The organism is Marixanthomonas ophiurae (genome assembly GCF_003413745.1).
Taxonomy (GTDB): domain Bacteria; phylum Bacteroidota; class Bacteroidia; order Flavobacteriales; family Flavobacteriaceae; genus Marixanthomonas; species Marixanthomonas ophiurae.
Genome location: NZ_QVID01000001.1, coordinates 2,190,846 through 2,214,507 on the forward strand (window position 1 = coordinate 2,190,846; position 23,662 = coordinate 2,214,507).

The 23,662-nt window shown below is 33.8% G+C and carries 14 protein-coding genes; 3 read left to right on the top strand and 11 right to left on the bottom strand.

Going from position 1 to position 23,662, the window contains the following annotated elements:
* The first annotated feature begins 55 nt into the window (after window positions 1-55).
* Window positions 56-4,552: an excinuclease ABC subunit UvrA gene (locus tag DZ858_RS10085; protein WP_117159422.1), complete on the top strand. Its 4,497-nt coding sequence runs from the start codon at window positions 56-58 to the stop codon at window positions 4,550-4,552.
* Here DZ858_RS10085 and DZ858_RS10090 read toward each other — a convergent pair.
* Window positions 4,544-5,695, bottom strand: a complete 1,152-nt coding sequence (locus DZ858_RS10090) for a porin (protein ID WP_117159423.1) — start codon at window positions 5,693-5,695, stop codon at window positions 4,544-4,546. The two genes, DZ858_RS10085 and DZ858_RS10090, sit on opposite strands and share 9 nt — an antisense overlap.
* Before the next feature lie 432 nt (window positions 5,696-6,127).
* Window positions 6,128-6,769 carry a DUF6266 family protein gene (locus DZ858_RS10095; RefSeq protein WP_117159424.1) on the bottom strand — a complete coding sequence of 214 codons (642 nt, stop codon included), beginning with the start codon at window positions 6,767-6,769 and terminating at the stop codon, window positions 6,128-6,130.
* A gap of 84 nt (window positions 6,770-6,853) precedes the next feature.
* Between DZ858_RS10095 and DZ858_RS10100 the strand changes: the two genes are divergently transcribed.
* On the top strand, window positions 6,854-7,189 hold the full coding sequence (locus tag DZ858_RS10100; RefSeq protein WP_117159425.1) for a hypothetical protein: 336 nt from the start codon (window positions 6,854-6,856) through the stop codon (window positions 7,187-7,189).
* 3 nt (window positions 7,190-7,192) lie between these two features.
* Window positions 7,193-7,519 carry a YegP family protein gene (locus DZ858_RS10105; protein ID WP_117159426.1) on the top strand — a complete coding sequence of 109 codons (327 nt, stop codon included), beginning with the start codon at window positions 7,193-7,195 and terminating at the stop codon, window positions 7,517-7,519.
* Window positions 7,520-8,679: 1,160 nt separating this feature from the next.
* Here DZ858_RS10105 and DZ858_RS10110 read toward each other — a convergent pair.
* The 9 genes from DZ858_RS10110 to DZ858_RS10150 are packed head-to-tail and all read right to left on the bottom strand — an operon-like array spanning window position 8,680 to window position 23,657.
* On the bottom strand, window positions 8,680-9,807 hold the full coding sequence (locus DZ858_RS10110; RefSeq protein ID WP_117159427.1) for a hypothetical protein: 1,128 nt from the start codon (window positions 9,805-9,807) through the stop codon (window positions 8,680-8,682).
* An 8-nt stretch (window positions 9,808-9,815) separates the two neighbouring features.
* Window positions 9,816-10,391 (bottom strand): hypothetical protein, encoded by a 576-nt coding sequence (locus DZ858_RS10115; protein WP_117159428.1) that lies wholly within the window; start codon window positions 10,389-10,391, stop codon window positions 9,816-9,818.
* A 10-nt stretch (window positions 10,392-10,401) separates the two neighbouring features.
* Window positions 10,402-10,743 carry a hypothetical protein gene (locus DZ858_RS10120; protein ID WP_117159429.1) on the bottom strand — a complete coding sequence of 114 codons (342 nt, stop codon included), beginning with the start codon at window positions 10,741-10,743 and terminating at the stop codon, window positions 10,402-10,404.
* A complete protein-coding gene (locus DZ858_RS10125) occupies window positions 10,733-11,350 on the bottom strand; it encodes an XAC2610-related protein (RefSeq protein WP_117159430.1) in 618 nt (205 codons plus the stop codon). Before DZ858_RS10125 ends, DZ858_RS10120 begins: the two co-directional genes overlap by 11 nt.
* Complete coding sequence (locus DZ858_RS10130) at window positions 11,347-13,452, bottom strand: 3'-5' exonuclease (RefSeq protein WP_117159431.1); 2,106 nt, start codon at window positions 13,450-13,452, stop codon at window positions 11,347-11,349. Before DZ858_RS10130 ends, DZ858_RS10125 begins: the two co-directional genes overlap by 4 nt.
* Window positions 13,449-15,446: a DUF1998 domain-containing protein gene (drmB, locus tag DZ858_RS10135; RefSeq protein ID WP_117159432.1), complete on the bottom strand. Its 1,998-nt coding sequence runs from the start codon at window positions 15,444-15,446 to the stop codon at window positions 13,449-13,451. The genes DZ858_RS10130 and drmB overlap by 4 nt, the downstream gene beginning before the upstream one ends.
* Window positions 15,437-19,162 (bottom strand): helicase-related protein, encoded by a 3,726-nt coding sequence (locus DZ858_RS10140; RefSeq protein ID WP_205120352.1) that lies wholly within the window; start codon window positions 19,160-19,162, stop codon window positions 15,437-15,439. Before DZ858_RS10140 ends, drmB begins: the two co-directional genes overlap by 10 nt.
* Complete coding sequence (locus DZ858_RS10145; protein ID WP_117159433.1) at window positions 19,146-21,539, bottom strand: DISARM anti-phage system protein DrmE domain-containing protein; 2,394 nt, start codon at window positions 21,537-21,539, stop codon at window positions 19,146-19,148. Before DZ858_RS10145 ends, DZ858_RS10140 begins: the two co-directional genes overlap by 17 nt.
* A gap of 6 nt (window positions 21,540-21,545) precedes the next feature.
* Window positions 21,546-23,657: a Piwi domain-containing protein gene (locus tag DZ858_RS10150; protein ID WP_117159434.1), complete on the bottom strand. Its 2,112-nt coding sequence runs from the start codon at window positions 23,655-23,657 to the stop codon at window positions 21,546-21,548.
* Between the last annotated feature and the right edge of the window lie 5 nt (window positions 23,658-23,662).

A 23,662-nucleotide genomic window follows, 5' to 3' on the forward strand; every position in this document is an offset into this window, starting at 1 on the left:
TTCACTTGTTATAGAGCTTTTACTTTCTTTGTTTTTTAAAAAATAATACCCATTTATGTACATCCGTAATGCCCGTCAAAATAACCTCAAAAACATTGATTTAAATATTCCTGAAAATCAATTGATCGTGGTAACGGGGTTATCAGGCTCAGGGAAATCCTCTCTTGCTATGGATGTTATTGCCAATGAAGGGTATCGTTATTTCTTAGAGAGCCTTCCAGCGTATAATCAACAAAACGGTCAAGTAATACCTACTGCTGAAGTTGATGATATACAAAATCTTCCGCCTGTAATTAAAGTGGAGCAGTCAAAGCGTTTCCAATCTATTAATACTACTTTTGGTACGCTTTCTGAACTGACGGCTGTCTTCAGAATTTTATTTGCCCGTTATTCGGCTGCCGAAACAATGAGTAAGTCACTCTTTTCTTTCAATCACCCAAGGGGAGCTTGTGAGGTCTGTCGTGGCATTGGAGAAGCGGAATATATCGACCTTGATAAATTAGTCGGCGATGAAAATAAGACCCTTAGGGAAGGGGCAATTACAACTACATTGCCTAACGGCTACATCGTCTATTCTCAAATAACGGTAGAAGAATTGGATAAGGTATGTAATGCACACGGTTTTAGTGTGGACATCCCTTGGAAAGAACTCACGGCTGAACAAGAGGAGGTAGTTTTAAACGGAAGTGATCGCCTCAAAGTATTTTATGGCAAACATGGCTTGGAGTCCCGACTTAGATGGAAAGGAATTAAAGCAAAGCCACGTGAGGAAGGATTCTATAAAGGAATGCTTCCGATTATGCAGGATATTTTAAGACGCGATCGAAACCCCAATATCCTAAAGTTTGCTAGCTCAAAAATTTGTCCGAGTTGTAAAGGCGGTCGCATTAAAGCCGAACATCTAAAATATAAATGGAAAGGTTTTAATTTTCAAGCTTGGATGGAGCTTTCTTTATCCGAATTATATGATCAGTTAAAATCTTTAGAGTTAATAGCTGGTGAAAAAGTATTGGTAAATAAAATCTGCACCAAATTGTTCGATCTAATCCGATTGGGCATGGAAGAGTACCGACTAAGTACACCAAGTATGGATATTTCATCGGGAGATGGACAGCGCATCAAACTTATTAACCAAGTAAATAGTAAACTACAAGGTATTTTATATGTATTTGATGAACCTTCCATCGGTTTATCTGCAGCTTATCAACAATATTTACTTCATATTCTAAACCGACTCATTCGCAGCGGCAATACAGTCATGGTGGTGGAGCATGACTTAGATTTTATCCAGGCTGCAGATTGGATAGTAGAATTAGGCCCAGAAGCTGGATTGCATGGCGGCGAAGTGGTTTTTAACGGTTCCATTAATGACTTTTTAAAGGCTAGTAATCTAAACAGCCCAACACGAGCTGCACTAAAAGAGGCTAAGCTTGAAAAAGCGATAAAAAAACAGCCTAAAAAAGTATCGGCAGAAGCTTTTCAGCCTAATATAAGGAAGCTGACGGTCGCGAGTAGAAAAACCCCTCAATTGCTCGAAAGCATTAACCACTTCTGTAAAATAGAAGATTTGAAGCTTCTCACTGTAAACGATCAACCGATAGGGAAAACACCTCGAAGTAACCCTGCTACCTACACAGGATTAGCAAATAAAATACGTGACCTACTCGCAAATACACCTGAGGCGAAGGCTTCAAAATTAGCTAAGGGAGCTTTTTCATTTAATAATAAAACCGGTAGATGTAATGCTTGCGAAGGGGCTGGCGTTATCACTTTATCCATGAGTGCACTAGGTAATATCAATCAGGTTTGTCCTACTTGTAATGGCAAGCGTTTTAAATCAGAAGTACTCCGTGTGCATTGGAGGAATAAAAACATAGCCGACATCTACAGCTTAAGCATAGAAGAAGCTTACGATTTTTTTTCCGAAGAAAAGAAAATTAAAGAAATATTATCCTTAATGTTGCAGTTGGGATTAGGGTATGTCAAATTAGGACAGCCCTCTAACACCTTATCTGGTGGAGAAGCACAGCGTATTAAACTGACCAAACATTTCGCGAAGAAATCAAAAAAGACACTCTTATTATTGGAGGAACCTAGTATAGGATTACATCAACAGAATGTGCGTCAGCTATTAGAAGCCTTGCACCAACTCAAGAAACAAACGGCTGGTATTATCTGCTTTGAAAATCATTTCCTTTTTCAATCCACTTGTGATACGTTAGTAGATAATGCCCTGAAGGTTCAACCTATTGATGTTAAAGAAGAAGCCCCGCAGCAGCGAGATAGGATTTCCATTCAGGGGGCGAGGACACATGCTCTTAAAGACCTCAATTTAGATCTACCCAAGCATCAGTTAACTGTGGTTACTGGTATTTCAGGCTCTGGTAAATCTTCTTTGGTGATTGAAACCTTGCATAGCTTCGGTTTACAAGAAATGACCAAGCAGTTCTCGAGTTATCAACAATCTAGAGTGGGCGTTAATTTTCAGTTTGAGGTCGATCATATTGAAGGGCTTACACCTACAATTTGCGTTACCCGTAAGCAAAAGAATTACTCGCAGCGCACGGATATTGCAAAGCAAACCGGCATCGATAAGATTTTGCGATTTGCCTTCTCAAGAAAGGCGCAATATGAAGGAGAAGAACTATCGGCTAGTCATTTTTCTAATAATCACGAATTGGGAAAATGTGTGGTCTGCGAAGGTATGGGAGAAGAACTATTACCCGATCTCAACAAGCTTGTATTAGATGCGAATAAAACCATTGCTAATGGACTCTTTGCACACAACAAAGCAGTGGCATATTATGGAGATCCATCGGGTAAGCATATGGCGGTCTTAAAAAAGGTTGGAGAAGAATATGGGTTTACATTGGAGACTCCTTTTAAGGCACTAAGCGATTCACAAAAAGAAATATTACTGCACGGAGCGGGTGAAAAAATATGGAAAGTGAACTGGCTGTACAAAACAAAGACAAGGGAAGGTACACAAGCCCTGAGTATGAAATGGGAAGGCCTCTTTCCTTACTTACAAGACGAGTATTTTAAAACTCGGAAAAATAAAAACATCAAGCAGCTCACTGCGCTCTTTTCGCATAGGGAGTGTAGCCATTGTTATGGCAGCGGCTTAAAACCAGAACGATTAGCTTTTAAAATAGCAGGCAAATCCATTCATGAAATAAAATCAATGGATTTTAAAGGGTTGGAATATTGGCTTTCCACTACTGATAATCAAGAAGTGGTTGATCAAAAGCTCATATCCAAAATTCAGCCTCACCTTATCAATACCATCAAAAGAGCGAAGCAATTACACATCGATCACCTGCAACTCACCCGAAAATCGCCTACACTTTCTGGTGGAGAAAATCAACGTGTGGAGCTGATCAAACAGTTGAATAGTCCGCTTAAAGGCATTACCTATTTGTTAGACGAACCTTCTGCTGGCTTATCGAATGATAATATTTCAGACCTGATTCAAATTCTCAAAGAACTTATAGAAAAAGGAAATACCGTAGTGGTAATCGAGCATAATAAAGAGATTATGCTGGCTGCTGACCAGCTTATTCAGCTTGGGCCTCAAGCAGGTAAACAGGGAGGTACTATTTCGTATCAAGGAAGTCCTCAGGATTTTTTAAAACAAGCCGATTGTCATCATTATTTAAAAGCACCCTCTAGAGCTATTGAGTTAAAAGATGGAAAGGAATCTATTACCATAAAGAAACTTTCCAAACATACATTAATCAAAGAAGCGTTAGAAGTTTCTGTTGGGGGAATCACAGCTATTAGCGGTAAATCAGGCATTGGAAAAACCACCTTGGTAAAAGACATCTTGATTCCAAGTATTGAAACAGGCCAGCCTGTGAATTGTGCTAGCATAGTCTTTCCAAAAAAATACACAGGCGCGCATTATTTTGAGCCTAAAAAACTACGATCACATTCGAATACTTTATTAGTTTCTTATTTGAACCTGTTAAAAGACATTAGTAAAATTTTTACAGTTGAAACCGGTTTAAAGACTAAAGACTTTTCCTATAAAACCAAGAGTAGTCAGTGTCCAAATTGCAAAGGAAAAGGTTTTATTGAAACTAGCTTGGATGTAGCTGCCAATGTGATTGAAACCTGTGAACTATGTAAAGGGCAACGGTATCAGTCGCACATTTTAATGCATACCGTTCGTTCAAAAAATATTGCGGAGGTACTTTCCTTAAATATCATGGAGTTAAGTGCTTGGTTAGGAAAGAATAATTCATCTGCTAAAACGCTTCAGCTTTTAGATCAGTTAGAAGAAATAGGGTTGGCACACCTTAGTTTAGAGCAACCAGTACAATCTCTTTCTTCTGGTGAGAAGCAACGATTATTATTGTTGAACTGGCTGCAAGATCAAACTACCGATTCGCTTTATATTTTAGATGAACCCAGCACCGGATTGCATTATGCTGATATAGATCTGTTGTATGCAATCCTCAAAAAACTTAGTAAAGCTAATGATATTCTTATTATTGATCATAATCCATATTTATTAGGAAAAATAGGAGTTGGAGTAATATTACAATAGCAGTAGGGGAGCGATAATCCCAATTCTTACTTCATTTCTATTATAATCAGCAGCATTAAATTGCTCAACAGCATAATTTGAATAATTATAAAACCTACCAATATAAGCTAAGAAAAATCGTATATCAAAGTTTTTAATTGGACTATAATATAAAGTAGGAACCATTCCGTAGCTAGTTCTCAAACGGTTGCGGTCGTTTGCAACTTTACCATAGGCATTACTTGTCATAAGACTTAATAATCCTTTAAATTTTGAATTGAAACGGTATTCTGCTCTTAACCAATTTTCAATATACAGTGCATTTTGGGCCACCGAATCGTTATCGAAAATACTGGTCACAATACCTTTGGTATCCACCTCTTCATAGCTGTAATTAAAATCATACATTAGGGTGAGGTTTTTATTTTGATACTTATTCCCTAAAGTGAAAAAATAGGTTCCTCTATTTTTTACCTGATTAGAATAACTCAGGCTATAAATGGTTTGAAATTTTCCATCAAAAAAGTTTCCACGCCAATTTCCAACAACAGCGACTGGCCAGATTGGTTCTTCGATGTTTTCAGCAGCTTCTTCACCGTAAATATCGTCATAAAGCATGGTACGCGAATTTAATATTTGAAACCCAAATTTGTGATCTGGCATAGATTGATGCGTAATCCCAGCTCCAGTAACATATGCCAGTGCATTACTTTGAATATCATTGTATTCCAAGACCTCTAGTGCGCTGAATTCGTATTCATAACCGCCGTAAAATGCATATGTTTTTCCTATTAAAATATTGAGCTTAGGAGTAGCTTTAACGTCTACATATGCCAATTCTATATTGCTGCCTAATTGATCAAGGCTTTGAATATCGCTGCCTCTATTAAAACGGTTTCTAAAACGAAAGCTTACCTGTTCATGTAGTTTTGCAGCAAACCCAAGTGCTGTAAAACCATTTTCAAACTGCACCCCATTGTAATAGCGATCCCCACCCCTAAAAGTATATGCCTGTAGTTCTGTACGCATATCAAAGGTGATATCTATATTATTTAAGAGCTTACTATTTTTTATTGAAATTATGGGATCAACCAAGCTGTCGTTTACCTGAGATAATCCTAATAGAGGAGACATTAAAAGCACACTTATTAAAAATGACTTCATAAAACAATTAAGGTTGTAAAATTAAATTATAATGAAATTGTGAGCAGAAGTGTCAACAATTATAGGTTTGTTTTTCTAGGAAGACTTATTTCTGCTAGTATCACTTTAAAATTACTAAAATTTAATTGAAATGAAGTTTAAGATCTAAATTCTGTGATATAGAAACTCTACTGCTAATGACTATCTTTCCAATTTTCAATATAGATTGGAGCTTTACTTACCGATGCAAAATGTAATTATTGTTGATATTCTTGGGATACGATAGTTTAGGCAACAAATAGGACACAAAGTAATTCAGAAAAGGGATAATTCACGGCAAATAATCACAAACTGTAAACTATCATTATCAGGTAACTAAGATAAAAAATTTAATGAATTGAGCATAAAAAAACCGCTCTTTGTGAGCGGTTTTTCTAACTTCAATCTTAAGACTTATTGAGCGGTTCCAGAGCCTAAATAAGTACTGTTAGATACTTGACTGCCATCTGCGTTAATGAAAGCTGCAAACAGTTCTACAGTATCGCCAGCGTAGGTAGTCGGAATGACTACGGTTTGACTTCCTGAAGTTCTGAGGTTACCATCAATTACAGAAATAGATTCTTTCTTTGCAGGATTGTAAACCAATAGCATTGCTTTATCGGTCGTATTGGCATTTCCTTCTGCTGAGTTATCATCCCAGTCGAAAGTTACTTCGCCAGGGTTGGTTAAATCAGTAGTTCCATTTAGAACGCCTGAAAGTCCTCCACGGCTAACTAAAGCATCATTGTAATCGACGTTAAAGTTAGGTGCAGTGCCAGTTACCGCATTGTTCAAGATGTAAGACATAGCTGCGTTAAACTCGGTTTTCTTAATCGCGAGCGATTTGTAACCTTGCTTGATAAACGGCTTAATTGCCTGTAAAAATTCTAAAGTCACAGTAAACCTGTTTCGTTGGTTTACCTGCCCTTCAGTTCGTGGATTGGCTACGCTTGAAGGTTTAATTCTAATGTAGTCAATTCCTTTCCAGCTTCCACCGATAACGTTTCCAACTTTACCTGAAAGCCCACCTAAGATTCCTTGTGCTATTTTACCCATTGTTCTGATTTTTTGGGGTTAAACAAAATTTGATTCGGACTTGGTACGGCTTTGGCCTGAAGCAATACCAGTTCTGCGTAATATATGGCAACTCCTGTGCAAATAGATGCTATCAGTTTCGGTTGCAGACTTTTGCTGTGTTTTGCATTCAACAAAGAAAATGAACACATTTTTTTAAAAGAAAAAGAGAAAAAAGAAAGCCGTTTTGCTGATGGCGTGGCATTTCTGTCAAGCTTTTTGGAAAAAATCGTGCGCTTGGATAGGGTTTTAAAAAAAGTACGCCATTTTGTAGCGTACTATTTTTTTCAAAACCCTTGTGGCTTGAGCTTTACTGGAATATTGCGGTGGGCGTTGGAAGCCATCTATATTTGCCTTCTTTTTACTCTTTCAGTATCTTTAGTTTCTAAATTAAATTTATAGACAATGGCAAAATTTGAAATTTACAAGGATGCAAAAAGTGAACACCGCTTTAGATTGAAGGCAGGAAATGGTCAAAATATTTTAGCAAGTGAAGGTTATTCTTCAAAAGCTGGATGTGAAAATGGTATCGAGTCTGTTCGAAAAAACTCGCAAGATGATAGCCGCTACGATAGAAAAAAGTCGAGTAATGGCAAGCATTACTTTAATTTAAAAGCTTCGAATGGTCAAGTTATCGGTACAAGTGAAATGTACGAGAGTTCATCTGGAATGGAAAATGGTATTGATTCCGTAAAGACTAATGCTCCTGATGCAGAAGTAGTAGAAGTATAAATACTAACTTCATAAACTTATATCAATCTAATATGAAATCAGATTGTATATCGGTTTTACTCAGTTTGTTGAGCAGGTAATCCAAAAGGCGCGAGCCGACTGCGAGATGAGCGAGGGTGCTGTGAGTGATAGCCTGTAGCGAGTTTGTTCAATTGGGTTTCTACTGTTTGAGAATATTACGGCTGTTTAATAGATTTGAGCGGAAGGCTCTCACGGCTATGTTTTTACACAAGGCTGGCGCAGTTTTTTGATGCGATGGGAAAGGCAAGGGCAGCGATTGTAGGAAGCAATTTATTTCGGTGGCGGTAGGTTATCATCTTTCTTAAAAATAGTGGTTTAAGGAATTGCGGATTTTGAGGAAATAGATGATTTACGAAAGACATTCCAATGTGAGATGTATAATCTGCCGTGGTGCGTTGGCTTAAATTGCTGACGTAATGAGCTGCTCTTGCGAGCGGTTGCAATATGTAATCATCCGCTGTTTAATTGTAGTTTAAATGTCGTTTAAAAGTGGTTCATTAATGCTTGCAATTCAGCTTTTTAAAATGGTTGTGGTGATTTCATGTTGTGACTTGGGTGCACTCAAAAACTGTGACAGCCTGATTAGCCCGAAGCGACCCGCAGGCTCGCAAAACATTAAGTAGCGGTAGCACCCCAAAAAAAACACTTGTGCGATAGCGCAAATCCTAATTGGGGTTTGGGGTGATAGAGTAGCTGCGGGTGAGGAAGGCGTGAAATGTGTGAAATAAAACAAATAAATAGTGCCAGCGAGGACGTGTCGCCGCAGTGGTGCTATTTGTGGTATATGCAAGGGATGAATAGCACTAAACTTTAATTGTCAACCAATGTTTGTTGGCATATCTGTTTATTGATATTAGCAGAATACCCTTGCAGATATGTTTTATGGAACTAAATGGAACAACTGACGAACACCTTATTACCTGCCTTCCCGAATGTTTAATGCTTGTACTGCTGTTTAATCGAAAGACGAAACTCGAGGGCAAAGGCAAAAAGTACAGGCTGTAATTGTATAAACTATTTGTTTAAACTCTATAAACATTTTAAATTATAGCTTGTGCTGTGGGGAACGGAAAGCTCTTGCAATTGAGCGTGTGAAGTACAACGGAACAAGCGAATGCGTAAGTGCTTGAAGTGTGGCGTTACCAATACTTATTCTTTTTAACTTCAAGTGTATCTCTATCTACATCTTCTAATAATTTCACTTCCTTTTCTATCAATGGATCATACCAATCTGCTTTTTCCTTTGCCCATTGTATTGTATCTTCTATAACTTCATTTTGAAACTGAAGTTTCAAATCATTATTATCTAATTCCTTTATGAAATTTCTTAAATATTCTGCTTTATGCCAACGGGTTGCCATTGAAAGTAGCTCTTTAAATTTTGAAAGCTCATTATCCTTTTTCTCTTGGAAAGCTTTTTTTATTTCTTCTTGCTTTTGCCAATTTCTTTGCCATGCTTCTTGCTCTAAACGTCTTTCCTTGCTCTGTTTAGCTTTTAGTTCTAATGTTGCGAGAATTGAAGTCAATTTTTCTTCTATATGTGATTTTTTTCCATCTCTCCATATTTTTTCCGGATAGGATTCAATTCTAAAAGATAATTCTCCAGTTGGCTTATACCTTGAACGTTTCCAACCATTATCGTTGATTTCTTCTCTTTTCACAAATTCTCGTAACCTAATTTTTAAGTTTTCTCCATTGATAACTACAATTGTTTCATCAGTTACTTTAATACTGTGGCCTCTTTTTTTGACCAACTTAATAAAGGTATCCATAAATCGTAAGGCTCTAGACCTATTAGATTTTGAAACTTGTAGATTAATGGTTCCTGATGAAGTAGATAATAGACCTTCTGAAGTACCCCAAGTTGATGGTACTTTTTCTTTCAAATCTTCTTTAGCCTCTACAACGAGTTTATCAGGATTTGACAATCTATCTGGAACTACTATAGGCAATTCACTATTTTCAATTTCTTGTTTGATTTTTGCTCTTTCAGAATTTGGATGATTAATGGATTCTTGTCCTTCTTTACGAATGTATAATTCAATTTTTATGGATTCATCCTCTTTAGGTAGTTTCTCCTTTTTAACTTTTTTATTGAACTTTATTTTTGACCAATATCCAGATTTGGGTAATGGAATATTATGCTTAATACAGATTTTACGCAAGCCATTATCTGAATAGGCATATTCTTTGGCTAAAGTTGTTAAGGGTTTAGACCAAACTAAATCATATAATTCATTTCGTGTCAGTTCTTTTTTATCAATCATGAATATTATTAAAAAGGTAAATCATCTGGTTCTTCTGGTAGTGTAAAAATGCCTTTAGGTTCAAATTGGACATCTTTAACATTTATAATCTCCTTATTAAAGAATTCGTAAAACTTATCCTGAATATCATGAACTGATTTAATTTCAGACTTTTCTTCATTGTAAATAATAAAAAACTCATCTACTATACTATAAGAGCTGGGGTAGTTATCTTTCCCTAAATAAGCTTTTTCATATTTTTCTTTAATTACTGTCAATCCTGACTTATGCCTATATTCTGACACTAATTTATAACCTTCATCTTCTAAATCTCTTATTGTGTCAAATTCTAATTTCTCTAACCAAATTTCGTCAATTGGAATTGCCTGATATTCTCGGTAAGCATCATTCCATAATTTCTTTGAAACATTATATAATTTTTCCGAATCTAATGTTAAATTTAGATCTTCATAAGATTTAATCTCTTTCAATTCTTTCTTTTCTATTTCATCGCAAATCCTTTCATATTGATATAACTCAACATACCTTAAACTTTCTCCGTGATGCAAATAAAAATTGCCTACTCTAAAATTTAGTTCTTCCATAAATTAGTTTTTAAAAGGGTAACATATCAAAATAAAGTTTACCGTTTAATTCCTTTATTTTTACATCAATTCGGCTATATTTATGGTAATTATCGTAGAAACAGTAATGCTTATAACCCTCATCTTCCCATGCTGGATTTTCAATTCTTAAATGCAACTTCCCTTTAGATGTTTTATAAGCACATTTAAGCATACTCGTAAAGAACCTATAAAAATTTAATTTATTAGGAAAGGTTGTTTCTATGTTATTGGCTAATAAATGATATAGGAAGATTTTTGGTTTGTTTTGTAATACTGATACTATTAAACTCTTTTTAACAACATCGAAAGATGATATTCTCTTAATTGCCATAAGGTATTAATTTAATCAATTTTATGTTATTGTCTACAACCCGAAGCCATTCATAATCCCCTTTTAATGCTGTACCATCGGGCTCTGTTAGTATCTGTTTTTTTATCTTATTTAATTTAAAAATATTAACATAATCCCATTCTTTTTTGTAGATAAAGGTCGATGAAGTTTCGTCAAAAAAATAATAATTTAAATGACATACTTTTCCACAATCTATACGAATATAAAAATCTAAAAAGCCATCCATATTAAAATCGTAAAACGTAATTGGAATTTCTCCTAATGCTATTCCGTCTTCAATATTTTTAATTGTTTGTATGTACTTTCCCTTAAAACTTAATTTTAACTCTGAAACCCCTCCATAATACCCTATATTATTAGAATAACTCAATGAATCGTTCCATTTAGCTTCAAATAATAAATTATTGATTTTAATGGTTTCTGATTTTGTGATTTTAAATGTGGTAATATCTTCATTTTCAAATAATACCCAATTGTTGATATTATTGAAATTTTGTGCATATGAAAAATTTAAAAAGAGTAATAATAGATAAAGGATGTTTTTATTAATTACTATTACTAAGCAATCGAGTTTTGTTATTTTCATCTTATCGAATTAAAAATTTTTATAATCAAATCATCATTCAAATCTTTGTTGACAGCCTGCCAAATTTTATCATAGGAATAACATTTAACTATTTTATTGCTTGTTAGAAAAGCAATAACGAATTTTATATCAGAACACTTTTCGAGCAAATATGGAATGGCATAAGTATAATGATCGTTATCATAAATACGATGTACATAGTCCTTGATTAAATTGTCATTCCATTTTATTGAATTATTTGTAGATAACCTTCCCCAGTCCCAATTATTATCATATTTTCGTATTAAATCTTCCGACCAACATAAATTTTCATTTTGGCTTAACCCCCTCCAATCCCATTCATAATAATACTTATCTAATATATTATCAGACCATTTCATATTTAAATTACCCCAACTTAACTTATCCCAGAAGTCTTGATCATCTTTTAATTTATCATAAAATTTATCAAGTAATTCTACATTCCAAATAATACCCTTATTTTCCTTAAGATGGTGCCAATCTATTTTATAAGGATCATTTTTATCCTTATTAAATTCAATTCTATGCTCAAATTCATTAAAAAAATCTATTGAAAAATCAACATTTTCGTTATACCAAAAGAGATGCCATATTAGTGTATGTTCAAATTCCTTCAATAAGTCTAATGACCAATAAAAATTATTATTAACCTCAAAGCTCCATTTCCCATCAAACTTATGTCTATACTTCTTAACTACTTCTGATGACCAAGGTAGAATACCAAAACTTCTAAAATTATGCCAGTCAAATTCCCAACTATCAATAGCCAAATCAACAAATTTCTCATTTAATGGCAGGTAAACAACATTTTTAATAGAAATTCTATCTTCGAAATATGCCTTAATTACTTCTTTGGCTGTTATATTGATTTTACTTTTTAAAATCATTTCATTAATATGCTCAAACTTCCAAGAATCTTGAAATTCACAAATTAAATTAATAGACCATGGTAAAGATTCATTTACACTTAATGAATGCCAATCCCATCTATCTTTATATTGTTTTATAAAGCGGTTTGACCAGGGTAAAAAAGAAGATTTACTCAAAGTAATCCAATCCCAATCATCAATAAAGCAATCAATTAAATTACAGAGCCAAGGTAAGCCTGGATTTGTTGATAATTCACCGAGGCTGTATTCTGCAGGATATGAAAAAGCAAATTTGTCCTTATATTTTTTTATTAAATCAATACTCCAAGGTAAATTAGGATTTGAGCTTAACCCATACCATTTTATTTTACCTAAAGGATACCCGCCGCTCTCTGCATCAATATCCCATTTATCACTAAATTTTTCAATAATAGTTTCATCCCATTTTATTTCAATGTTTTGGGAAACCGCATACCAATCAAGTTTGTCTTCAAACAAATAAAGTAATTCTTCATCTAATGGGTAATGCCTTGAAATTAAACCATAAAAAATGTCTTCTCTTTCAATAAAAAATGAACGTAAGAACTCTTTATTAATAACTGTTTTTTCTTTATCAGGTTTTAAATCAAAATGTATCACTTCTAAATCAACCAAACGCCAGAAACAATCAAAAGTAGCCTTTACATCATATTTTGCATTATGAGCTTCTTCAAAGTGGGTGTTAAATAATTTAGTGTGTAGTTCTTGTAAAGATGGCCATTTGTAATCACCGTATCCTGAAGGAATTTTACAATAATTTGTGGTCTTTTTCATTGTACAAATAATATCAAAATCCTGACTTTTGAATGGATCTTCAATATTATTCCTTAAAAATTCACAACGTAAAACATTTACATCAAAATCTGAATTATGAGCAATAATATAATCAGCCTCTCTTAATAGTGAAGCGAAGTTCTGTAATACTTGTTTTCTATCATATCCTTGATTTATGGCTTGATTGTTTGTAATACCATGTACAGCTGTAGAATCAGATGGAATTTCAAAATTTTCTGGTTTTAGTATAATATCCTGTTCAACAGAAATCTCATTTTCATGATAAGATATTATATAGGCCAACTGAACTATGTAAGGCCAATTAAATGTATTCACATAGCTTTCTTTCCAAGAAATTGGAAGACCCGTTGTTTCTAAATCGAAGAATAAAATTCTCATGATTTGTTATTTATTAAATTTTTAAAAAACCCATATTCTTCATCAATTAGCAATGAACGGTCCAAGAATGAATTAAACTCTTCGCAGGCGTTTTCAGGTATCAATGTGCAACTATAGCAAGCAGCCATATTTAAACCACCTATTCCTTGACCATCTTCGGTATTATAGCATATTGGGTCTGAAGCACAATCGGTAGCTCTATGGATTGCAGATTTTAATAACCTCAATGTTCTTTCTTCTGTCGCTTGAGAGACCAAGCCACCATAACTACCTTCTGCACCAGCAATAGTGTATAATAACACACCTTGCATTTGGTTTTTATCTACAAATAATCTTTCATTTAATGAGGTTGAGGGATAACCACAAAGAAATTCTAATTCCTTAATTAGTAAATGTGAAAGTGTGTGTACCAATAGAAAACGTATCAAATGTTCTCTATTTACCGTCATACCAAACTTTTCTTTTACGGAACGGTATGCGTGACTTTCAATATTAGTGTATAGCTTGTTTATCTTCTTTTTGAAAACATCATTCTTTTCAGCTTGTGTTATCCAAGTCTCAATTTTATCGTTTGACAAGGCTATAAAAACACCTTCTCCAAAACTTTCAATTGCAGGTAAATATTTGGTTTTATGTTCCCATTTAGATGTAAACTTCTTTTCAATAAGCACCTGCGTTTCGTCCATTTCTGAGAAGAAATCATCATTTGTTAATGGTTCTTGTCTTGTATAACCTACTTGTACCGTTGTCATCTTAATACGCCTTAAACCTATTAATTGTTCAAAACCGTAATTTGTTAAGTTTTCTAATTTTTCTTTCCTAAAGATTAAGTTATCATCTTCATCCGTAAAGTCGATGTTAGGGTTTTTTACTAAGAAATTATATTCATAAAGGCGATACTCTAACTCAGGTATATATGAGTTGTTATTATCATTTTCTAATATTTTTTTGATTTGTTCTAAAGCATATTCTTCTTCTAATGCTTCATATATAAATTGTGCATCTTTACCTTTTTCTTTAAACCGTTGAATTTTTTCAATATGCTTATTTCGTACTCCTTTATCTATAGGTAAAAATATACTGGAAACGAGAATAGGATAGTAAACACTATTACTACTACGAATGACAGGTTTAAAAAATACCTTTGATTCTTTCCCTTCTTCGTGACGTTCTAAAAGTTCTGCTTCAGAAAAGTATTTTCTTTCACGTAAACCAAACAAACCCGAAAGATTCATCATACGACCTTTATGACTGCAACCATCATTCATACACTTAACGCTTATACCTGCTAAATCTGAAAACTTCGTCGACTTTGTATATCTAAGGTCTGGATTTTCACAGCATAAAGTATCATAGTCTAATAATACAGAACCACTTTCTGAATCTTCATCTTTTACAGCTTTTTGTGCTTTGTTCCATCTTTCCCAAGGTATTTCTTTTATATCTCCTGTTGGTGCAGACATAATAAAACGTACTTGTTCTAATTCTGGCGCAAATTTACTTCCTCGCTTTGCATAACAGACACCGCATTTAGGTGGTGCAAATTCTTTTTTAGTAGCATTAGGTTTCGCTAACTCCCATTCACGCCACCAATCTTTTATATGTTTAAATCTTTTACACGAGTTGCAGTAAAACCACTTAGGAAAGAATGATGCACTTATTGTATCATTTATATGTTCAGGAATATCAGCTCTACTTGAAGAAGATACATTATCAGGTACATATACAAATGCTTCTAATTTTTCGAAGCCATCTTTATGAGATAAACGCTGCAATAGACGTTCATCGTTGATATGATATGAATTATCAATAAATGTTTTACCATCTTGTTTATTAAAATGGAAAAATGGCCACTCATCAAATCTATCAATCATTAAGGCCCCAAATGGTGTTTCTATAATAGAACCTGAACCACCGTAAGAACTAATGGCTTTGCGTGTTTGTATTTTTACAAACTTATTATCGGCTGCTTTCTTGTTTCTTCTTATTGCCATTCAAAATTTGATTTAATTCTTATAAACGTGTCGGTATCTATTTCTCTCATTGATTGCATTACCGTCCAATCTATTGCACTTTCGTTTTTGTCAGATGGTCTTTTAAGTAATCTTTTATATTTTAAGTCGTTAGAGGCTCTTGCTTTGCTTTCCCAATCTTCAACAACATTTTGAAACCTCCGCTCAAAATATGCCATCATTTCTTTATTATTTGCACCAAAACGTTGTTCAATAAAGTCTCTATACGCTTTCGCGAAAGCGGATTTAAAATTAGCTGCATCATTATCCTTGTTGAGATTAGGATATGTATTGCGTACAAATGCTACCAATGAAGTTGTAAGCATTTTATCAATAGTACTTTCGGTAAATGGTGTTATGCTTAAAGGTTCTACACATTTGTAAAAGGCTTGATGAAAGTTTATAAAATGTTCAAAATATGACTTTTCTCTTGCTCTGTTTGGGTCTAATAAGGACACTACTAAACCATTTGTCTTACGTCCTACACGACTGGATGCTTGTATATATTCTGCAATATTCTTAGGCATACCATTGATTAGCATCAGATTTAATCTGCTGATGTCAATACCTACAGAAATCATATTCGTAGCCAAAACAAAATCAACTACGTCATTTAAGTATCTATAACCTTTGTCTGTTGTGACAATATTTTTTTCGTCAAAAGGAAGTTCTAATTCTTTGAGAATCGATTTTATACGTGAACTTTCTACACGACTTGTTAGTTCTTCTGTACGAGATGATATACCTGCAAAATTGAATCTATAATCATCAATAGGATTGAATAAATCTTCTAAACGGTATTGTAATGTTGATGTAAAGTTTGATACTTCATCGCCTACTTTATTAAAAATTTTACCTACATCTTTTAAGCTGTTATAGTAAGATACTATTGTCCAGTAATTATTAGCAAAGTCTTTTGTTTCCTTATTTCTATAGACTTCAAGCCGCGATACAAAAAGATGCGCCAGCAGTTGTAATTGCGTGTCAATAGATGTTTTCCCTGTTGGCATAAAACCTATATATCGCCTTTTACTTTCCGTGCTTTCTCTTGAAAAGAAACTATCGTTATGATTTATACCTGAAGGTGGAAATATATTAACCTTACGATTACCATATAGTTTTTCTATTTGATACTGTGTGTTTCTTGTGGTTGCGGTAGATGATATAATCTTAGGTGCAATACCGTTTTTAGTACATAATAATTCAATGGTAGATTCATATAATGCTGTAATTGAACCTAAAGGACCATTTAGTAAGTGAAGTTCATCTTGAATGATTAAGTCTGGCGGTAATCCGTTATCTGTATTTGCTTTAAAGAAATTATGGGCTTCTTCTTGCCAAGCTAACATTGCAAATTTATCTACTGTACCAAATAATAATGTTGGTGGGTTTTTATATAGGTTTTCATCAACTACTTGAATAGGTAGTTTTTCGTGAAAATGACATTGTTTATTTATACAAGAAACTTTCAACTCGCCTTTATTTACTTTAAAGCCATATCGCCAGATTGTTATGCCTTTAGAGTTTTTTTCTTTAGACACTGATTTAGTACCACACCAAGGACAACTACTAATTTGAAATACATTTTTGCGTTCAGGATTTCCTTTGTCTCCTTTTAATGCTTCTTCGTCCATTTGAGAAACCAAAATACCTGCACCATTATCTCCAGCAACCTTGTTAGGTGTTGATGCTTGTCCAACCCATAAACCAATACTTATAGGTTCTTCTTTTAAGGTGTCTTTAAATTCTGATTGAGAACGCATAAATTCCAATGTGGCAATTAAGCGAGATGCACGTTCAAATTGTTGTGCTGTTAATAAGCGTAATGTGTAACGCATAATAACACTTGTACCACCATAATCACTTTCATTACTAATTCTTCTAAAAGCTATTGTAAATGCCGCTACCGCTAAATATGCTTCTGTTTTACCACCACCTGTAGGAAACCAAATAAGGTCAACAGTATTGTTTGCTTTACGCTTTTCAGGTTGCGCTATTTCATCTAAACTAAGTAATAAAAAAGCTAACTGGAACGGTCTATATTTAGGAACAAATCCTAAATTTTCAAGTGTGTCATACTGTTCAAAGTAAATAAGCCTATTAGCATTGATTGATTTATCAATCTCAAATAAGTCTTTTTCAGTCTTTCCTAATCTTTTGTCATTAGATACAATTAACTGTATGAGCATTGCTGTATTCGCTAATTGGAAGGCTTCAAACACCTTTTCATTGTCTAATAAACTGATGTTATCTTTTAGTCGCTTATAATTTTGCTCCTGTCTTTGTATTACTCTTTCTGCAACTACTTTCTCATTAGGGTTGAGCTTGTTCTTTTCTTGAATTTGTTTATTTATCCATTGCTGATAACTGGCTACAAAATCTACTAAGTTTGCTTTAATTTCATCTTTGGATAAACCCCAAATAGAGAGATTCCGCATATCTAATGCCTTGTCTAAACTACTGTCCTCAAATTCGTTGATTACGTCATTAATATTCTGTTCTGGTAAGAATGTAGATTGTACCGTTTTTGTATTCTCATTCCATACTACTGAGCAATTGTGGCCTATACCATAACTTTTGATATTCCGATAAATTAACTCTATTTCTTCCGCTTCTTCATCTCTAATTTCATCATCGGATGCATAGGTGTTAAGGCTATTATCCTTGTATTCAATCAATCCATCTGATTGAACTTTTATACTTCCTTGAAATAGGGATTTAAAATTTAGATTTTCTGACCTATTGGAAAAGCGGTTTGCCGGATGGTCTTCAGAGCAATTTACTAATTGAATTTTTACAAATCTTGCTCTATTATCCTCGTATACCTTAATGTTGTAGCCTGCATCTGTTAGTTTGTATATCTCAGTAGGGAAATTAAAGGAAATAGGGGATTTAAAGGATTTTTCTATACTGATAGTTTCTTTAAAGGTAAAAGGCGTTCTTTTCCACGCTCTACCTAATAATTTTTCTAATTTACCTATGTGATAGTATGCTGAAAAAGGACCGCCTTCTTCCGATTGTCGTATTAAGTTCTTTCTGTTTTTAAATTCATCAAACTGCCCATATTCTCCATTTGCCCTTTCAGGATTTTTTTGCTCTCCTTTTAGCTCTCTATTCAGAAACATATAACCATCTTGGTACTTGAGCGCATCACGGAAAGTTAGCGGATATGGAATACCTTGTTCAAAGAATGAATCGTAACCAGCCTTAGAAATCTTAATTTTTCTTTCTTCGGCTTTTGCTTGAGTATATAAGCCAAACGAAAATTCCACATCTATTTCTTTTATTGATTTATCTAATGCGACTGTAATACCTATGTTAGTGGGAAAGAAACTGTTTGTATCTAAGTTAAAATCTTGACGCTTAACTTTTACTTCTTCTTGCTTTTCTCCAATATCCTTAGTTTCCTCAATATCTGTTTCTTCATTTTCTAAGGTGTTTTCTTCTTCATTTTCATCAGTCAGTAATGATTCACTTTGTAGTGCTGCATCATCCTCATCTGCCTGCGTTTCTGGTGTTACAGATTTGTTGGGAAACAGTACACCACTGAAATATCTTGGTAAAGGGTAATCGGAAATAATTTCTTCTTCATCAGGAAGTCCCCACATATCAGAGCCTGGACCTATCATTCCTCTTTGAATGCGGTCTTGAAATATTTGCCTTGCTTTTTTATCTATGTCATCAGTTTGATTCTTCATCTTCAGTGATTGCTTTACTTTCTATTGTTCTTATCGGTGCTGCACTTCTTACAAAAGCTTGTATCTCCTCTGTTTGAAATTTGGATAGCATTTTACCTGTATTTTTTCCATCCGAAACGATGTAATCCATCACATCATCACTAAGGTCTCTACCTAAACTTATCATTAAGCCTCTATAAAACCGTTTTACCTTTAATAATTCTACAAATGATCTATTAAGTGCTTCATCTTCAAACAACATTTTCATTGCTCTTAATTCGTTGTCACTATGCGGAAAACGCTCTTTATCTTCTTTATTAAGCCATTTAGAAATTGTTACTACGTTTGTTATTTTACTTCCTTTCGCTTTAAGTGAGCTTAGTAATCGGTCTTTATCGTAATGTCTATCTTTTTCAATCCTGTTAGTAAAATATCTTGATAATGATTCCTTCCAAAGCCTTGACATTTTCTCAACTTCTTGGAATCTTCCATTACTATCTTCTTGTGACGCAATACTAAATAAGCGTTCTTTAGATAAATTATTATAGACTCTTACGGTGTCTCCTGCTAATACATTATAGGTCTTTGATTTAATCCATTTACCATTCTTTTTTATCAGTACCGTTTTTGACCCATCGTATACTAAAGATTCTGTACTTCCTTGAAAATTGATACGATAATTAACCTGCTTGTGTGATTCATAATCATAGGTTTGTTCTGAACGGTCGTTTCTTGTATAGAAGCCATCCATTATATCTTCTAAGGACTTATTTTCTATGACTTCTTTAAGTTTTACTTTAAAATCTAATGCTGTGAGTTTTTTTCGGTCTTTAGACTGGTACTCAGTAATAAGACTATTGTCATATTTATCTATGTACGTTTTTATGACCTTAGCTTCTTCTGGATAGGAAAGAAAATGGAAACGATGTGGCGAATTGATTGCAAAATCAAGGACTTCATCATAATACTTGCCATTATTGTAAAGGCTAAGTACATATACCTTTTTGCTTCCATTTATATTTTTATGAAGTTCCTTAAATTCCTTTAGACTTAAAATCTTGTGATGCTTTCCTTTAAATTCGTCCTTCCAATTTTCTACTAATCTTTTGGGAACAATTAAATAGTTTATAAATTTTAATCGCTCTAAATACTTTAATTTATTATTATTGAAGTTTTTAAAAATAGCATCAATATGTAGTCTTAATTGCGCTTGTGCCACTGTATCATCAAGCTCTAAATCGTAGAAATCTTGTTCGATAGTTTCTGATGCCACTTTTTTGATTAAATGCTGTACAAACTCTACCTGCGATAAATTGCGACTATCATTAGGCTTTGCTAGAACCAATGCATATAAGAATCTGCGTAATCGCTTTACATTTAGTAAGGACATACTGTTTTCCTTTTCAAGTGTGCTTAGATAGGTCATTAACGCATCTATTTTTTCTTGAAAAACAGCATCTTCAATATTGATTGCTTTTATTTCGCCAGGTGCTTTATCTTCTAAATATTCAAACTCAGGAAAGGTCCATTTCCATTTTAAAAATTGGTTTTGTTCATCATTGAAGCCTTCACTACCCAAAATGATACAATTTGGAATATCTTCATTTCTAAGTGCTAAGCGAAGTTTTGTACTTACTTTATCTTTGTACTTATTTTTGCCTATGACAACAAGCGTTTCTATATCAATTCCTTTATTCAAAACATAGGTTTGTAGTGTATCATAGTCTGGCACACAATAAATCATAGGTTCAAGAGGGATGTGATTCCAATTTTCTCTACCTGAACGTGCAATCCACCTCATAGGTATTGCTTTTCTTATATCTATATCTATATAGTCTTGAGTACGTAGTTCTGACTCAAATTCATTTTTAGACATTATGATGGCAGATTTGTATTTGAATTGAGAGGGAATATTTTTAATATCAAAGATTAAATCGTAAAGCTTTCTATATTGTGTTAAGCGTGCTCTTGGTATTCGATTTATTAATTCTGCATCTACTACTGCATATTTTCTTAATTGTTTCTTATTAATATACTTTGTGCCGTTTCTATTTTTGAGGATGTAATCTTTACCATCATATTTGATAAAAACAAAACGTTCTCCAGATGGGTGTTGTAGCACTGCTCCAGATTCAAATGTTGTTGCATCGTCACAGAAATTTTTGAAAAACAAAGAAATAGCTACAGATAGAACCGCAGGAAATTGTGATAATGCAGGTAATTCTTTATCAAATGATTCTATAAACAAGTTTTCCTCTTTACTGATGGCTTTGTCTATTAAATAGAAGTTGATGGCTTGAAAATCTGAAAGATTTAAAGCCTCTAAGCGGTACTCTTTGGTTAAGTACTCTTTAGCTTTATTTATTAGTTCTTGTGTATAGGTTTTGATTATTTGCATATTCAATTATAAAAACCAAAGTTTATCCTTAGCGTGGTCAGGGATGGGTGCTTCAAACCTTGGGGCAATTTTGGCTACCATTTCTGAATACTTAATAGTAATGGGTACATTTTGTTGTCGTAGTGATTTCCAATATAGTCTGCTGAATTGGTACACTTGGGTTAGTAATTCTGTGATAACATCCATATCTTCCAATGTTTCTTTATCTGGGCTACTCACTTTTATTTTTATGGGAAATGGGTAGCCTTCTGTATCTGAGTACCATTGTGAATTAGGGTATCTGGCATTATTGAATAATAAGTATTGGTTTTTATCAATACGTATGGTTGTACCACTTACAGGCATTAACTTTTTATTCCAATTGAGATCGTAGGCTATTATGTCTTGAGATTCTGTTTTATTGATATTTAAGATGTACAAAGGCACTTTTAATTTTAGTGCATTCATTCCTCTTATGATGGGTTCCAGTTCTTCTTTTTTCATTTCCTTGTAAAAATGAATAACCACCTTGTCTGCTTCTGCTACTGCGGTAAAATCTCGAATAGCTTTACAGATGCTGCCAGCCAATAATTTTGTTTCGCCTTGATCGAAATATTCAAACCCTCTAAAGAGTCCGTTGTTCTGAAAACTAAAGGCACTTGCAATGTATCTTCTGTTTTCGCCTTGATTGGTAAATGCTCCAACACCAATTACTAACTCCTTTTTATCTGTTACTGCTAATTTCCAAGGTGCTCCGCCTAATTTGGCGTGTATCGCCAATGCCATATTTTGTAATGAAAATTGAAATGTATATTGGTTTTCAATATTCAGTATCATTTTTTGATAATCTACTACCTGTGTTATAATACCTTCATTTAAAAACAATTCCTTAATTTTGACATAGATTTCCCGGTCTTCTGGATTAGGCGAATATTTATCGAAGGGGCTGATATAAAACCCTGCATAGCGAATGTTATCTTGGTCGAATGAAAGTTGTTCTAACTTTTCAATTATTTCTGGCATTGGGTTAGATTCATCCGTAAACTCAATAAAATGATCTTTTGAAGTTTCACATTTTATATTTACATAATCCTCTATTCCTTTAAAGTAAACCTTTTTGGCTTGAACACCGTTTTTCAATTTATCATAAAATTCTTTAATTCCTTCCTTGTGGGATGTGTGATATACAAAGAAAAACTTAATGTTTTGGATTGGTGGCCGTCTATATGGATTTAAGGTGTTCATTGCCATTTTTGGCACTAAACTCGTTTGTCTATTTTGGTTTTCATCTTTGCCAAATTCCAACAAGCCTATTCTTGGATCGATATGGCTTGTTCGATTGAGGGGCACGTCAATAAACTCATCTTTCGCGAAAGAGAACATAGATTTGAATTCGTCTGTAAAGAGATATTTATTTGCGAAACTATTAATCAATGTCACATATTTTTGATACTTATTTACAGGTTTGTCTGGTGCATCGATAGGGATGTCTAATGCTCTTGCCAATTCTAATCTAAATAATGGAAATGCTTTGTCAAATGCAATACTATTGTAAAAATCTTGTTGTTCTTCAGTATCTAATGGCATTTGATAATTAAAGGTTGTTTGACCATAAACGCAGCGTTTTATATGCTCGGTGCCATCAATTTCTTTCACTGATTTAGTTAATACTTTAGAAGTACCATCATACGCTACTACCAACTCTGGTAAGTCTGTAAGTTTTTGAAAATGTATTTTAAATGAGAACTTATAATACAGATTGAAATGCTCTGTGTTATTTTTTATTGAAGGCACCCAAACTTGAATATCCCTAACAAAATTCTTTCCTACAATAAACCCTTTTTCATAGAAATAGGATCGTAAACGATGTCTTAAATACTGATGATAAATTCTTAACTCTCTCTTGTCCCGAAGATTAATTTTAATTTTGGGTGCATTAGTCAATGAATCGTCAAACGTTGCATATATTTTGTCTTGAGTAGATAAATCTATGTCAGGAAAAGCTTCGTGAATTTGTTTTGAAAACTTTGATTTATCGATTATATGACTTCCTTCTATATCATCTAAGGTTAGTGAGATAGTTGGTGTACTTGCTGGCCATTTGAAATTGAGAATATTTGACTTTAAATGCTCATTCATAAACT

What these genes read in the sequence shown, in the direction of transcription:
- DZ858_RS10085 (WP_117159422.1), top strand. Translation starts at nt 56, where the DNA reads ATGTACATCCGTAATGCCCGTCAAAATAACCTCAAAAACATTGATTTA.
- DZ858_RS10090 (WP_117159423.1), bottom strand. Translation starts at nt 5,695, where the DNA reads ATGAAGTCATTTTTAATAAGTGTGCTTTTAATGTCTCCTCTATTAGGA.
- DZ858_RS10095 (WP_117159424.1), bottom strand. Translation starts at nt 6,769, where the DNA reads ATGGGTAAAATAGCACAAGGAATCTTAGGTGGGCTTTCAGGTAAAGTT.
- DZ858_RS10100 (WP_117159425.1), top strand. Translation starts at nt 6,854, where the DNA reads ATGGCAACTCCTGTGCAAATAGATGCTATCAGTTTCGGTTGCAGACTT.
- DZ858_RS10105 (WP_117159426.1), top strand. Translation starts at nt 7,193, where the DNA reads ATGGCAAAATTTGAAATTTACAAGGATGCAAAAAGTGAACACCGCTTT.
- DZ858_RS10110 (WP_117159427.1), bottom strand. Translation starts at nt 9,807, where the DNA reads ATGATTGATAAAAAAGAACTGACACGAAATGAATTATATGATTTAGTT.
- DZ858_RS10115 (WP_117159428.1), bottom strand. Translation starts at nt 10,391, where the DNA reads ATGGAAGAACTAAATTTTAGAGTAGGCAATTTTTATTTGCATCACGGA.
- DZ858_RS10120 (WP_117159429.1), bottom strand. Translation starts at nt 10,743, where the DNA reads ATGGCAATTAAGAGAATATCATCTTTCGATGTTGTTAAAAAGAGTTTA.
- DZ858_RS10125 (WP_117159430.1), bottom strand. Translation starts at nt 11,350, where the DNA reads ATGAAAATAACAAAACTCGATTGCTTAGTAATAGTAATTAATAAAAAC.
- DZ858_RS10130 (WP_117159431.1), bottom strand. Translation starts at nt 13,452, where the DNA reads ATGAGAATTTTATTCTTCGATTTAGAAACAACGGGTCTTCCAATTTCT.
- drmB (WP_117159432.1), bottom strand. Translation starts at nt 15,446, where the DNA reads ATGGCAATAAGAAGAAACAAGAAAGCAGCCGATAATAAGTTTGTAAAA.
- DZ858_RS10140 (WP_205120352.1), bottom strand. Translation starts at nt 19,162, where the DNA reads ATGAAGAATCAAACTGATGACATAGATAAAAAAGCAAGGCAAATATTT.
- DZ858_RS10145 (WP_117159433.1), bottom strand. Translation starts at nt 21,539, where the DNA reads ATGCAAATAATCAAAACCTATACACAAGAACTAATAAATAAAGCTAAA.
- DZ858_RS10150 (WP_117159434.1), bottom strand. Translation starts at nt 23,657, where the DNA reads ATGAATGAGCATTTAAAGTCAAATATTCTCAATTTCAAATGGCCAGCA.